Origin of the sequence: Bacteroides sp. LFL-34 (assembly GCF_027257075.1) — a bacterium.
In the GTDB taxonomy this organism is placed as follows: domain Bacteria; phylum Bacteroidota; class Bacteroidia; order Bacteroidales; family Bacteroidaceae; genus Bacteroides; species Bacteroides ovatus.
The window spans coordinates 1-15,133 of record NZ_JAPQKZ010000009.1; the positions used below are offsets into that span (position 1 = coordinate 1).

General features: G+C 45.8%; 9 protein-coding genes. 3 read left to right on the forward strand and 6 right to left on the reverse strand.

Annotated features, from left to right (window positions below; all coding sequences use genetic code 11):
- Window positions 1-427: 427 nt before the first annotated feature.
- Window positions 428-985 carry a YdeI/OmpD-associated family protein gene (locus N5O98_RS06935; protein ID WP_004297886.1) on the reverse strand — a complete coding sequence of 186 codons (558 nt, stop codon included), beginning with the start codon at window positions 983-985 and terminating at the stop codon, window positions 428-430.
- A 106-nt stretch (window positions 986-1,091) separates the two neighbouring features.
- Window positions 1,092-2,711 carry an ABC-F family ATP-binding cassette domain-containing protein gene (locus tag N5O98_RS06940; protein ID WP_004297887.1) on the reverse strand — a complete coding sequence of 540 codons (1,620 nt, stop codon included), beginning with the start codon at window positions 2,709-2,711 and terminating at the stop codon, window positions 1,092-1,094.
- 265 nt (window positions 2,712-2,976) lie between these two features.
- On the opposite strand from N5O98_RS06940, the gene N5O98_RS06945 reads away from it, so the two are divergent.
- The 3 genes from N5O98_RS06945 (at window position 2,977) to N5O98_RS06955 (ending at window position 6,060) form a co-directional block, all read left to right on the forward strand.
- Entirely contained in the window at window positions 2,977-3,558 is a 582-nt protein-coding gene (locus N5O98_RS06945) for a nucleotide exchange factor GrpE (RefSeq protein ID WP_004297892.1), read from the forward strand.
- Window positions 3,559-3,597: 39 nt separating this feature from the next.
- Window positions 3,598-4,782, forward strand: a complete 1,185-nt coding sequence (gene dnaJ / locus N5O98_RS06950; protein WP_004307195.1) for a molecular chaperone DnaJ — start codon at window positions 3,598-3,600, stop codon at window positions 4,780-4,782.
- A gap of 138 nt (window positions 4,783-4,920) precedes the next feature.
- Window positions 4,921-6,060 carry a DNA alkylation repair protein gene (locus N5O98_RS06955; protein ID WP_004308801.1) on the forward strand — a complete coding sequence of 380 codons (1,140 nt, stop codon included), beginning with the start codon at window positions 4,921-4,923 and terminating at the stop codon, window positions 6,058-6,060.
- Between the two features lie 86 nt (window positions 6,061-6,146).
- Here the strand turns inward: N5O98_RS06955 and N5O98_RS06960 are convergent, their stop codons facing one another.
- From N5O98_RS06960 to N5O98_RS06975, 4 genes are all read right to left on the reverse strand, one after another.
- Window positions 6,147-7,865 carry a RagB/SusD family nutrient uptake outer membrane protein gene (locus N5O98_RS06960; protein WP_004308802.1) on the reverse strand — a complete coding sequence of 573 codons (1,719 nt, stop codon included), beginning with the start codon at window positions 7,863-7,865 and terminating at the stop codon, window positions 6,147-6,149.
- An 11-nt stretch (window positions 7,866-7,876) separates the two neighbouring features.
- Window positions 7,877-10,621, reverse strand: coding sequence for a SusC/RagA family TonB-linked outer membrane protein (locus tag N5O98_RS06965; protein WP_008775980.1), 2,745 nt, complete (start codon window positions 10,619-10,621; stop codon window positions 7,877-7,879).
- Window positions 10,622-10,719: 98 nt separating this feature from the next.
- A complete protein-coding gene (locus N5O98_RS06970; RefSeq protein ID WP_004308804.1) occupies window positions 10,720-12,795 on the reverse strand; it encodes a glycoside hydrolase family 20 protein in 2,076 nt (691 codons plus the stop codon).
- Window positions 12,795-15,119: a glycoside hydrolase family 20 protein gene (locus N5O98_RS06975; RefSeq protein WP_004308805.1), complete on the reverse strand. Its 2,325-nt coding sequence runs from the start codon at window positions 15,117-15,119 to the stop codon at window positions 12,795-12,797. The genes N5O98_RS06970 and N5O98_RS06975 overlap by 1 nt, the downstream gene beginning before the upstream one ends.
- Window positions 15,120-15,133 lie beyond the last annotated feature (14 nt).

The window sequence follows — 15,133 nt, forward strand, 5'->3', positions numbered from 1 at the left end:
CTGCCTTGGCTTGTTTAACGCTATAGCCCCGTCTGGACATCCAGGAACTCATACCACCAAAAGTGGTATGCTGATCGCGGCAAACATCGGCTAAAGAACAATTGTAGTCTACTTTCAATACTTCAAGGAAATGTTTCCAAGTTTTTCCAAATCGATTTTCTGCTAAATCCATAATGCTTCATTTTTATACATAGCAAAAATATAAGAATGAAAAAAGGCCGACAAGATAGAATCGCGGAGACGCTTACGGTAAAAAGACGGTGTAAGAGCGCCCCTTCACCCGTAAACACACTATTTATCAGGAATCTGGAAGAAAGGTGAAGGGCAGAAAAATAACTACGTTCGAGAAAGAGAATTGAATATCAATTATGCGCATAATACTTCTGTCCTGTTATTACAATCAAAGTTACAATTACAGACATAGGGATTAGTAGTATTTTTCAATTCCCCCAAATCCTTTTATCATTTTATTTTCCTTCGTTTTATTGATGAAGTTGTTCAATCGCTTTTCAAATTCTTCGGGCCGTTTTCTGGCAGCTTCAATGTATGCAATTCGGATACGTCTATACGCATCGGAAAATTGTTGGTAATTCTCCCATACTGTTTTATCCTCTTTCAGTTTTCCGATAATATCATTCGGGAAGACAAAAGGGGCTGACAATACTTTTCGTATATTATCTTCCCTATCAGGGTGAATCATATTATGTTCCAGCAACCATTTCAGTCTCTCTTTGTTGGCTTGCGAGTAGGAACTTTTAGGGTTTCTGGGTGTGAAATGCTGGATTTTATGTTCTTTGTCGAGCGCCTTTATGGTGCTGTCGATCCATCCGAAGCAAAGGGCTTCTTCGACAGCGTCGTTGTATGTAACACTTTTTTCGCCCGAAGATTTGGAGGGGAATACAAACCAAACGTCATTGGCGTTTTCAAAGTTGTCTGCCAGCCATTTTCGCCAATCTTCTCTGTTTTCAAAATATTTTATTTCCATAGTGCTAAAAAGAACAGCAACCCATTGTTGAGAATAGGTTGCTGTTAAATTGGTTATTCATCAGACTTCATGTATGGGAGTCAGGGGCTTTTATTCGTCCGGTCACTTATTTGTCTCCGTACATCTTCGCCCGCAATTCCTTAATATGGTCGGAAGTGATATATTCGTCATATTCCATCATCTTGTCGATGATACCGTTCGGTGTCAGTTCGATGATGCGGTTGGCAACGGTCTGAATAAATTCGTGGTCATGAGACGAGAAGAGGATATTTCCTTTGTACGTCTTCAGGTTGTTGTTGAATGCCTGGATAGATTCCAAGTCCAGATGGTTGGTCGGAGTGTCCAGAATGAGGCAGTTGGCATTGCGCAGCTGCATACGGGCAATCATACAACGCATCTTCTCACCTCCGGAGAGTACGCTTACTTTCTTCAATACCTCTTCGCCGGAGAAAAGCATACGGCCGAGGAAGCCTTTCATATATACCTCGTTGCCTTCTCCAAACTGGCTCAACCAGTCTACCAGGTTCAGGTCGGAATTGAAGAAATCAGTGTTATCCAGCGGCAGGTAAGCAGTGGTGATGGTTACCCCCCAGTTGAAAGTACCTGCATCGGGTTTCATGTTTCCGTTGATAATTTCGAAGAAAGCAGTCATCGCGCGCGGATTGCGTGACAGGAATACCACCTTGTCACCTTTCTCTACGTTGAAGTTCACGTCGTTGAAGAGCACTACGCCTTCTTCCGTCTTCTTGCTCAATCCGGAAACTTCCAGAATCTGGTTGCCCGGCTCGCGTTCGGGAGTGAAGATGATGCCCGGATACTTACGTGAAGAAGGTTTGATTTCTTCTACGTTCAGTTTCTCCAACATCTTCTTACGGCTCGTTGTCTGCTTGCTCTTCGCTACGTTCGCGCTGAAACGGCGGATAAACTCTTCGAGTTCTTTCTTCTTCTCTTCAGCCTTCGCCTTCTGGTTCTGTTGCTGACGGAGAGCCAATTGGCTGGATTCGTACCAGAAACTATAGTTACCGGCAAACATATTGATTTTTCCGTAGTCGATGTCTACGGTGTGTGTACATACAGAGTCGAGGAAGTGACGGTCGTGGCTTACCACCAATACGGTATGCTCGAAGTTGGCAAGATATTCTTCCAACCAGGTCACTGTTTCCATATCCAAGTCATTGGTAGGCTCATCGAGCAAGAGGTTGTCCGGATTTCCGTACAATGCCTGCGCCAGCATGACACGTACTTTTTCCTTACCACTCAATTCACCCATCAATACGTAATGCTTATCTTCTTTCACGCCCAGTCCGCTCAATAGCATGGCTGCGTCGCTTTCCGCATTCCATCCGTCCAACTCGGCAAATTTTTCTTCCAATTCGGATACTTTCAGTCCGTCTTCGTCTGTGAAATCTTCTTTTGCATACAATTCTTCGCGTTGCTTCATGATGTCCCACAACACGGTATGTCCCATCATGACGGTATCCATGACGGTATATGAGTCCCACTTGAAGTGGTCCTGACTCAACACCGAGAGACGTTCGCCCGGTCCGAGCGCAATCGTACCTGTTGTCGGGTCCAGATCTCCGTAAATCGTACGAAGAAACGTAGATTTTCCCGCACCGTTCGCACCGATAATACCATAACAATTACCACTCGTAAACTTCAGGTTTACGTCATTAAATAACACTCTTTTACCAAACTGAACCGATACGTTCGAAACTGTAATCATCTTATTATTTACTATTTTACTAGTTACTATTTACTATTTGAGCGTGCAAAGGTAGACATTTAAAATGAATTATGAGCTATCTGATATGTGCCAATCTGACATAAAAGTGTTACCTTTGCTGCGTTTTTTGGCAAAACGGCCAACTTGGCAAAGTTTTTGCAGACGAAATCTGTGACATCCGGTCAGTCCGGTATGTTTATAAGCGGTATCTTGCATAGATAACGTGTGTTTCTAAATAGTAAATAATAAAATAGTAAATACCAAGATGGATCCGAAAGAAAAAAAAGTGAAGGAAGAGGAACTGAATGTGGAGGAAACTCACAATCCTGCGGAAGACCAACCGCAAAACGAACAAGCAGAGGGAACCGCTCCGCTGACTCATGAAGAGGAGTTGGAAAAGGAACTGGAAAAGGCTCAAGAAGCGCTTGAAGAGCAAAAGGATAAATATCTGCGCTTGTCTGCCGAGTTCGACAATTATCGTAAACGCACTTTAAAGGAGAAGGCCGAACTGATCCTGAATGGTGGCGAAAAGAGTCTTGGCAGTATTCTTCCGGTAGTGGACGATTTCGAACGTGCCATCAAGACGATGGAAACGGCAACGGATGTCAATGCCGTAAAAGAAGGGGTGGAACTGATTTACAATAAATTTATGGCTGTTCTGGCTCAAAATGGTGTGAAAGTCATCGAGACGAAAGACCAACCGCTGGATACTGATTTCCATGAAGCTATCGCGGTAATCCCCGCACCGTCGGAAGCACAGAAAGGTAAGATTCTGGATTGTGTGCAGACGGGGTATACACTGAACGACAAAGTGTTGCGCCACGCCAAAGTGGTAGTAGGGGAATAAGGATTCGCAACCCATAAAACTCATAATTTTTAAAGAAGCATGGCAGAAAAAAGAGACTATTACGAAATATTGGAGGTGACGAAGACAGCCACAGTAGAGGAGATTAAGAAAGCGTACCGTAAGAAAGCAATCCAGTATCACCCTGACAAGAATCCGGGGGATAAGGAGGCAGAAGAGAAATTTAAGGAGGCGGCCGAGGCTTATGACGTGTTGAGTAACCCGGAAAAGCGTTCGCGTTACGATCAGTTCGGTCATGCGGGAGTGAGCGGTGCGGCAGGCAATGGCGGTCCGTTCGGTGGTTTCGGTGGCGAGGGGATGTCGATGGATGACATTTTCTCTATGTTTGGCGACATCTTTGGTGGCCGCGGCGGCGGTTTCGGGGGAGGCTTCGGAGGGTTTAGCGGATTTGGCGGTGGCGGTTCACAGCAACGCCGGTATCGCGGCAGTGACCTTCGTGTGAAAGTGAAGCTGACGTTGAAGGAGATCTCTACCGGAGTAGAAAAGAAATTTAAACTCAAAAAATATGTGCCGTGTGACCAGTGTCATGGCACGGGTGCCGAAGGTGACGGCGGTTCGGAGACTTGTCCTACTTGTAAGGGTAGCGGCTCCGTGATCCGTAACCAGCAGACTATTCTGGGCACTATGCAGACTCGCGTCACTTGTTCTACTTGTGGCGGTGAGGGTAAGATTATCAAGAACAAATGTAAGAAGTGTGGTGGCGACGGAATCATTTACGGTGAAGAAGTGGTGTCGGTGAAAATCCCTGCCGGAGTGGCAGAGGGTATGCAGCTTTCTATGGGTGGCAAAGGAAATGCCGGCAAACACAATGGTGTGGCAGGCGACTTGCTGATTCTCGTAGAGGAAGAACCGCATCAGGACTTGATTCGCGACGAGAATGATTTGATTTATAATCTGTTGCTTAGTTTCCCGACTGCTGCTCTGGGCGGAGCTGTGGAAATTCCGACTATCGACGGCAAAGTGAAAGTGAAGATTGATTCGGGTACTCAACCAGGTAAGGTGCTTCGTTTGCGCGGCAAGGGATTGCCGAATGTGAACGGGTACGGAACGGGGGATTTACTCGTCAACATCAGTATCTATGTGCCGGAAGCGCTCAATAAAGAGGAAAAGAGCACACTCGAAAAGATGGAGGCTTCGGACAACTTCAAACCTAACACGTCGGTGAAGGAGAAGATTTTCAAGAAGTTCAAGAGTTTCTTCGATTAATTTTTTGCTATAATATATAAGGTATAAGTGAGCTGCAATCTTTTTTGTGGCTCACTTCTGTTTTTAGGGCTTGTCCTTTTAAAAAAAAGACATATATTTGTGTAGCAAATAAATAGATACTAAATATAGACTTCAAGTATGGCAGAACCTTTTAAGAATATGTACAACAAGCAATTTTTCGATCTGTTTACGAAAGATTTGAGACTTGTTATCGATGATTTTGATGCTCACGGTTTTGTTTCTCAAATAATGGATGATGAATGGGAAGGCAGGGAACTAAAACAGCGCTGGATACATATCACTAGCATTCTGAAAAAGTTTTTGCCGGCAGATTACAAAGAGGCGATCGCTAAGATTCTTGAGTTGTTGGATCATGTAAAAAGTACGCGGCCTGATTTTTCGGTGATAGACGATACGAAGTTTGGATTGATGCTGGAGTATGGGGTGATTCTGAATAATTATGTCGAGCAATATGGGTTGGATGATTATGAAACGTCTGTCAAGGCGATAGAGAAAATCACACAGTTCACAAGTTGCGAATTTGTGACTCATCCTTTTATAATAAAATATCCGGATGAAATGATGAAGCAGATGTTGGTTTGGTCGAAACATGAGCATTGGGGAGTCAGGCGGCTTTCGTCAGAAGGTTGCCGTCCGCGTTTGCCTTGGGCGATGGCTTTGCCGAATCTGAAGAAAGACCCGACACCTATTATTCCTATTTTAGAGAATCTTAAAAATGATCCGGCAAGATTTGTACGGTTGAGCGTTGCCAATAATTTGAATGATATTGCGAAAGATAATCCGGAAATTGTCATTGATTTGGCAAAGAAATGGAAGGGGGAATCTAAAGAGGTAGACTGGATTATTAAACACGGTTGCCGGACGCTCTTAAAACAAGGGATTCCAGAGGTGATGGAGTTGTTTGGCTTTGATTCTATCAGAAATAATATTAGTATGGAGGATTTTCAGATTTCAAGTCTTAAGGTTAAAGTCGGTGATTCGTTGGAGTTTGGTTTTAACTTGTTGAATCATAGCAATAAGACAATCAAAATACGGCTTGAATATGGTATTTATTACCAAAAAGCAAATGGAACGCTGACGAAGAAAGTTCATAAAATCAGCGAAAAAGAATATACCGGGAATTCTACCACACGAATAACGCGAAAGCACTCTTTCCGCGTGGTTACGACGAGAAAATTCCATCTCGGGCTTCATCAAATTGCTATAATAATCAATGGGAGTGAATTTGAAAAATATGATTTCGTTTTGATTGAGTAATTCGATTGCTGCAACAAATAATATAAATCCTCGATTCTCCGGATGAAAATCGAGGATTTTTTATTTTGATTACTACTATCTTCTTCCTAATACCCCGGATTCTGTTTCAACCTCTCATTCATCACCCGTATTTTCTCCGGTATAGGGAATACAGTTGTATATCCACTTGCCTCATCCGGTAGTTGCGGACGGCTGCTGTAAGCTCTTGTAAACTTCCCGAAGCGGACTAAGTCCTGTCGTCTCCATCCTTCCCAAGCCAGTTCCAGCTGACGTTCGGCAAGGATATTCTCTAAAGTGGCAGTGCGGGGAGAAGCGTTGACACGGCTACGAACTTCATTGAGTTCTTCATCTCCGTTTGCTCCGTTCCGGACTTTCGCTTCACTCTTCATCAACAAAGCGTCTGCATAGCGGAACAATACAATGTCATTCTCCATCAACTTACCGTCTTTTGTGGCAGTCGGGTCGACTTCATACTTTTTCATGCGGGCTCCTGCGGTTTGTTCGTATGGGGTATCTGTTATATCCAGAGATACTTTCCAGGGCAGATATTCCAGTACCGTTCCATTATCCAGTTTGATTATGTTTCCTTTCAGGTCGTGGACAATTCCTGCAAAATAGCAAATATCAAAACGGGGATCTTGTTCCGCGGTTTCATAACCGAAAGCTTCGAGGGCTTCAATGGTGGCGCTGGGACCGTTCTCACCGCTTAGTCCGTAAGCCTTGGCGTGATTATAGTGGCGGGAACGGAAGAGATATTGCATCTGGTTGGTGTACAGAGTTTTGTTCATCGGGATAGTGAAGACATTCTCTACGGACGGTTCGTTGAATATAGAGAAATTCGTTTCGTATTCCGGTTCCAGTTTGTAGCCCATAGTCTTGAGTTGGTCACAATAGTAGATAACTGTTTCCCAGGCATTTAGTTCGCTGCCGTTCACTGTGAACTTTATATTTTTTCCATCCGGGCGTTGTCCGTCCGTCCAATCATTGTCTGTATAAACTTCGGAGTTCAAAGCCAGTTTGGCCAGTAGGAAAGTTACCACGGGGCGAGTGATACGGCCATAGTAAGGGCCGGACTGGTTGCTATGTGCATCGCTCAACAAAGGAGCCGCCTCTTGCAATTCCTTGACAACAAAGTCAAAGACCGTTTTTCGTTCACTTTGCACTACATCTTTCATTGCTACGGAAGAGGATTGAACTAGCGGGATGCGTCCGAACAAATCCATCAGGTAATAATAATACATAGCCCGCATGGCACGTACTTCGGCACGGTATGCCGGCAGTTCCGTAGCGGAATGAGTTTCGGCGAATTTGTCTATCCGTTCCAGTGATTTGTTACTTAACATGACGACTTTATAGAGATATTCCCATGTAGCCTGAATGGCATCATTCTCTATTCCCCAATCGTGCAGGTAAAGTCCTTGCCAAAAACCACCGTCATACCAGTCACCTCCACGGGTGGGGATAATGGCTTCGTCGGAGGTAAAGGTGTTCAGGTCGTAGACTCCCCTACCCGTTCCCTGCAATCCCTGACTATCACTATAACCGCCTACGTATGTATAAAGCGAAGCTACTGCATTGAGATATACTTCCGAGATTGTATTGTAAACGTCATCTTCGGGTAACTTATCTTTCGGATTTTCCTCCAAAAACTTACTACATGAGAATAAACCCAGGCACGTTATAAGAAGGAATACCAGCACTCCCGAAGGACGTAAGATCTTCTTTGAAAACAGTTCCGCTATCCTTGAAAGCAGTTCTTCTTTCTGCAAAAAAAGACTTTTATTTTTCATATATTGTTTCATCATCTCCTCCTCCATTAAAAGTTAATACTCAATCCCAGTGTGTACGTCCGCGCCAACGGATATCCCCGTTTATCATCCACGCCTAAAGTGGAGTTCACTGTTGAACTGTTAATCATGGGTGAAAGTCCCGAATAACCGGAAATGGTTGCCAGGTTGTTGACTGTAAATGCCAGACGCAGGGAGCGGACATATTTCTTCAGTTTCTGCACTTTCTCAATCGGCACGTTCCAACCCAGCGTCACATAGTCGAAGTTGACATAATCTCCCTTTTCCAACCAATAGTCGGTGGCGGTTTGATCCTTGATGTTCTGTTTCGGGGCTTTCTTCATTACGTTATAGTCGGGAAATATATTCATGTTCATATAGGTCAGGGAGGTTCCGTTGTAAATTTTATGTCCGAAAGCTCCGTTAACCTGCAAAGACAGGTCGAAACGCTTGTAGCGGAAACTGATGTTGGAGCCAAGAATCGTTTTAGGTACGGCTTGTCCTGCCACGTAGCGGTCTTCACCATCTTCAAGGCTGACACCTCCGCCATTCAGATCGGCGATGCCATAGGTGTATCCGCCGTTTCCGTCGGATTCCAGTCCCGTACTGTGGGGAAGATAGAACACGCCCAACGGTTGACCCACCATCTGATATACGATGTGGTTGTATCCTCCATGAAAGCCGGCTCCGTCGAGGCCAGCAAGACTTTTATATTCGGGAGCAGAAAGCATTTCGCCGTTGTACATACCGCTTAATGAGAGCAGTTTGTTGCGCTGGAAAGTGATATTGGCATTGATATTCAGTTCCATATCCTTGGTCTTCAAGGGGGTGATGCCGATGGCGATTTCCGTACCCCAGTTGCGCATGGAACCGATGTTGGCAAGCAAGGTGTTATAGGTGAAAGGCGGTACGCTTACGTTGTAAAGGTAAAGCATGTCTGTGGTTCGGGAGTTGTAATAGTTGGCGGAAAGCAGCAGGCGGTTGCCGAAAAGAGCTACGTCGATACCGGTATTAAAGGTATGTTTCACTTCCCATTTCAGGTCGGGATTCGTGTTCCGTAAGTCTCCTAAAGATACGACGGCGGAGTTTCCGACGGGGACTACACCGTTCGGCTTTACAAGGTTCAATGTAGTGTATGAGTCAATCCCACTCTGATTACCTGCCAGACCGTAGCCAATACGGAATTTCAGATTATCCACCATCGGCAACTGCTTCATAAATTCTTCTTCACTAATCACCCATGCGGCAGATGCGGAGGGGAAGAATCCCCATTTGTGGTTCGCCCCGAATTTGGAGGAAGCATCTGTACGGGCGTTCAGCGTCAGTACGTAGCGGTCGGCGTATGTATAGTTGAAACGTCCCATGAAGGATGCCAGACGGGGTTGGTCGTAGTAAGAATTAGTGCCTTCCCACAAACGGAGTGCGCCTGCCTGAAGATTATTATACCCGAATTTGTCGGTGCTGAAATTGCTTACTGTTGTATAATATCCCGTGTAGGTTTCTTTTTGAAGTTCGGCGAGTGCCAACACGTCAAAGAAATGTTTTTTCCAGTTTTTCTTATAGGTCAGCATCATGTTGCCCAGCAAGGATTCTCGCTTTTTGGTTCCTTTGTAAGCCTGGCCGTTCGCCCAGACGGAGGTGGGGAGGTATTGCGAATTTTCCACGATATTATAGGTATAGGCACCGAAGAGGTTAAGTTTCAGCCCTTCCAGTAGATTGAAAGTCAGACGGGCATGCGTGCTGATGTGCGAAGTGGCATCATCGTCCTGCACTTCCATCCATGCCAATGGATTGGTGATTTGACTGGCGGTCGTTATTCCATCCCAAGAATTGGTGACGGGGTCTTTATGGTTGGGATAGGTGGGGTTGAATGTGGCTGCCGAATAGAACGTTTTCTGATAATCCACCAGATTATGATTCTTCTGAATGGAACCGAACATTCCCAGCTCGCAGTTCAGGAAGCCGTCGAACATTTTCTGATTCATGTTCATATTCGAAGTGAAGTTTTTCATGTCTTCATTCAGAATCACTCCCTGACGATCCATGAAACCAAGAGAAACGCGATAGCTGGACTCACTGGAACCGCCATAAAAGGCGATGTGATGGTTTTGTTGTAGTCCTGTCTGTTCAATCTCTTTCTGAAAATCGGTGTTATTTCCTTTATCCAGAATGGAAATCCCGCGTTCCGAGGCGACACGGCGGTACTCATCGCCGGACAGCATTTTCAGATTCTTGTAGACGGTGGAAATTCCGAAGCTACCGTTGTAGGCTACCTGTGTTCTGCCGCTCATTCCTTTTTTAGTGGTGACCTCGATCACACCGGAAGCTCCTCGTGAACCGTATTGTGCGGTTTCGGAAGCGTCTTTCAGAATGGTGAAGCTCTCAATATCCGTAGGGTAAATGGAGGTGAGCATACTCAAGTCACCAAATACTCCGTCGACGATTATCAAAGGGTCATTGCCACTGGTCAGTGAGGTAGTTCCCCGCAGGCGTACTGCATCCAAGGCTGCCGGACCATTTGACCCGCGTTGGATAGTCAAGCCCGGCACACGTCCGCGGATTGCTTCCAAAGGGTTCGTTATCTGGTCTTTATTCATCTGTGTCTCCGTAATCTTCTCTACGGAACCGGAGAGGGTTTTCAAACTTCCGGTGGCATATCCAACAGTTATCAATGAGTCTATGGGCGTGACGGGAATCTTCTGCGCCAAGGTGCTCTCGCACGGGATTACCAGAAGAAGAAGGGTGTAGAAAATGAGTCTAGCGTGTTGTACCATATTCTTAGTTTTTAAGGTAATAATACAAATATAACAAAAAAAGAGAGAATCTGGTTGAATAGATTCCCTCTTTTATTCATAAATGATATTGACAATGTCTATTTCACGATTATCTCATCCGTAAATATCCACCCTCCGAATTCGCTTCCGGCCTGTGCCTGGTAACGTACGTATCTTCCTTTGGCTTCTCCCTGCCATGAAATATCCGTAAACCGGATAGGGGTTTCTTTGCTCACTTCAAAGTGTTGTTTTTGCAACTCCGTGAAGTTAATTCCATCATCGGAAATGGAAATAATCACTGTCTCCGGCAGGAATACTTCCGCGCCGACCACTTGCATAAAAGCGGCGGTGATGGAATGGATAGGGGTTTCTTTTTCCATATCAATCGTCACATCGAGACGGTTGTCCGAGATAAATCCTTGCCATGAACCATCACCGTAAGTCCAGTCACCACGTATGCCGTCTGTCAGGGCTGTGTTGCCTTGTGCGGGATAATGGGGGCTATAGGAGGAGTTATAGGTCACTTTTTTACCGAGCGCCAAATGGCTGACTGGTTGAAGAGATTCGGGACGGCTGCCGATTTCTTTGCTCAAATCGAAAGGATGGTATCCTTTTTTCTGTAAATCGGCCACTGCTGACAGTGCGCGGGTATGGAAATCGGGCCACGACTTACGTTCCGGAGCCGACCAGGCTACTTCCGCCAATGCCAGCATACGGGGATAAATCATATATTCCACGTGTTCGGGAGTGGGGATATATTCCACCCATAGGTTACCCTGCACACCATAGACTAACTTTGCCTGCTCCGCAGTTAAGGAAGCGGGGACAGGATCGTAGGCATATACTTTCTTCAATGGCAGGTAGCCACCGATAGCTTCCGGCTGGGAGTACGGGGCGTCCTGATAGCTGTCCAGATAACAGTATGCACCCGGTGTCATGATGGCATGATGGCCGGAGGTGACGGCAGCAATACCACCCTCTTCTCCACGCCACGACATAACGGTTGCATTGGGCGCGATACCTCCTTGCAGAATCTCGTCCCATCCCAAGAGACGGCGTCCGTGATTGTTGAGGAACTTTTCGATACGGTGTATCAGATAGCTTTGCAGCTCGTCTACATTGGCCAGATGCTCGTCTTTCATTCTCTTCTGACATTTCGGACAGGTCTTCCAAGCCGATTTGCCGGCCTCATCACCTCCTACATGAATGTATTCGGAAGGGAAAAGTTCCATGACTTCCGTCAGTACATTCTCCAGAAAGGTGAAAGTTTCTTCATTACCGACACAGAAATCGGAGTTCTTGTAAGGTTCTCCCGAACAGGATAGCTGCGGGTAGGCAGCCAGCACTTCTTCCGAATGGGAAGGCATTTCAATCTCCGGAATCACCGTGATGTAATGCTGACGGGCATATTCCAGTATTTCACGAATATCGTCCTGGGTGTAATAGCCGCCGGAAGCTCCGGGTTCATCGTAACGGAGGTATTTACGTCCGCCGTTCCACCATTTCTTCCAGGTGGGGTCTGTACGCCAGGCTGCAAAATCGGTCAGTAAAGGGTATTTCTTGATTTCAAGCCGCCAGCCTGCCGCATCGGTCAGGTGCAGGTGCAAACGGTTGATTTTGTAATATGCCAATGCGTCTATCTGCTTCTTTATAAACTCTTTGGTAGAGAAATGACGGGATACGTCCAGCATCAGTCCGCGATAAGCAAAACGAGGGGTGTCTTCTATCTCGACAGAGGGTACGGAATAGCTGCCTGTGCTTGCCGGTTGCATCAGCTGTAACAGGGTTTGCATTCCATAGAATAATCCGGCTCCCGAAGTTGCCCGGATCTCGATTCGTTGAGAGGTGACGGAGAGTGTATAGCTTTCCGGTGATGGCAATTGGGGGGTCTTGGGGGTTATCAATAAGAAAAGCATCTGTTTCCTGTCTTTCATTCTCGCTTCTTTCAGCTGAACAGGTAATGCTTTCAGGTAATTCTCCCAGAGTTCCGCTTCTCCACCTTGCAGGTTTGTATAAAGTTTAGTCTTTTCTGACAGTAAAAAAGAGCCCGTCCCCTGCTCCATTTTTAATGGGACAGGTATGAAGGACTGTGCCAGAATGGGATGTGCATGGAAGCACATCCCCAATATCCATAAGAAAAGACAAACTTTAGGGTATTCTTTTCTTATATTCATTAATCAATTTTGATTTCGTCTACAAATAAAAATGCCTTTTTACCTTTTCCTCCATGCCATGCCGGAAGTGATTTCTCCGGTGAAGCAATGACTCTCACGTATTGGGTGGTCACAGGAGCAAAGGTTAGTTTGTGCTCAACGATTCCGTCTTTGTCTGTCTCTTTCATCTCCGGATATTCTTCGGAAGCAATCTTTTTGAAGGTCTTGCCATCATCTGAAGTTTCTACGGACAGGTTTCTGGCATCAAATACCCAGTCCCCTTTTGCTACATTGGTAGAGATTGCCACGCTTGAGATTTCAGTAGGTTGCTGGAGGTCGATAGTCATATCCATGTCGTTTCCGTTGAAAGCGATCCAACGGCCTGACTTATAGCTGCTATTTCCTTTCAGACCATCTATCAAAGTGGAAGCTCCTTTGAACAGGTATTGTTCATTGATAGGCTGATTAGCTACAATCGGCTTCATGCTGGATTTGCTGAAATCAATCTTCTCTGTCACTATCTTGCTTTCGCCGTTGGGACGAATGGCTTTGGCGGACAGGGTTACATTTTCCTTGATTTTCAATACTCCTTCATAAACGGAGGAAGCGGCAGTAGGTTCTGTGCCGTCTAATGTATAGTAAACAGGGGCACCGTCGATGGTAGACAGGGTAACGTCCATTGTTCCTTCTGCCGGATTCGGGTCAAACTCGGCTTGTACGTCAAATACGTGTTTAGCGTAATTGTATCCTTCTGCATCGTACCACTTAATCAGTTGTGGAAGACGGGACAGGAAGTCGGCATAGTTTTTCTTTTCGGGGCTGGACCACTGAATTTCACACAAAGCAGCCCAACGAGGCAATACCATGTACTGTGCATGCGGGAAGGTAGCGATGTATTCTGTCCAGAGGTTGGCTTGCACTCCCTTGATGTATTTCTGTTCTTCCGGAGTAAGAGAAGCCGGCATCGGCTCGTAGCTATACACTCTTTCCATCGGCAGATAACCACCGATACCGAACGGTTCGTTTTCGATGTCTTTAGCTTGGTAGTAGTCGAAATACAGATAGGTGTTCGGTGTCATGATGACATCGTGTTTCTGCTTCGCAGCTTCGATACCACCTTTCTCACCACGCCATGACATCACGGTAGCATTCGGAGCAAGTCCGCCTTCGAGGATTTCATCCCAACCGATGATTTGACGTCCGTGGTCGTTCAGGAATTTCTCAATATGGTTGATGACAAAGCTTTGCAAACGTTCTTCTTTGCTGTGGCTCTGATCTGACTTCAATCCCAATGCTTTGATACGTGCCTGGCACTTCGGACATTTTTCCCATCTTACTTTCGGGCATTCGTCGCCCCCTACATGAATATATTGTGATGGGAAGATTTCAATCAATTCACCATAAACATCTTCCAAGAATTTCAATACTTGGTCGTTTCCGGCGCAAAGCACATCTTCGGATATACCCCATTGTCTCCATACTTCGTACGGGCCACCGGTACAACCCAGTTCAGGGTAAGCGGCAAGGGCAGCTTGCATGTGTCCCGGAAGGTCGATTTCGGGAACAACGGTGATGTAGCGTTCGGCTGCATAATCTACAATTTCTTTGGCTTGTTCCTGGGTGTAGAATCCACCGTAAGGTTTGCCGTCGTATTCGCCGGAGTTACGTCCGATGACTGTTTCTGTTCTGTTAGCACCGATTTCAGTCAGTTTCGGGTATTTTTTGATTTCCAGACGCCAACCTTGATCGTCGGTGATATGCCAGTGGAGGCGGTTCATGTTATGTAAAGCCTGCATGTCGATGTAGGTCTTTATTTCATCCACGGTAAAGAAATGACGGCTGGTATCGAAATGCGCGCCACGATAGCCAAAGCGGGGAGCGTCATTGATTTCTACGGCTGGCATGGCAATATCCGCACCGACAGCCACAGGCAATGATTTGCGCAGGGACTGGATGCCATAGAATACGCCGGCTTCCGTAGGACCGGTAATCGTGATTCCGTCACCGGTAACTTTCATCTGGTAGGATTCCGGATTTTCGTTCTCCGTGCCTAATGCCAGTACGATTGCGTTTTTACCTTCTGTTCCGGCTTCAATAGCGAAATCTTTTCCGGTAGCCGTTTTCAGATAGTCTGCCAGGAATTTTGCGTTGCGTTGCATCTTCTCGTTTCCTCCCGGATAGAGAATTTTCAAACTGCTCTTGAGGATGAAGGGACTTCCTTGAGCGGTTACAATTTCTTGTGGCATGGGGATGATCTGGTAGTTGGCTTCCTGTTGCGCCGATTGGCAAGAGGCAAAAAGTCCTGCTAGTGCCAGACATCCGGTTAATTTAAAGAGTTGCTTCATAAACTAAAAAATTA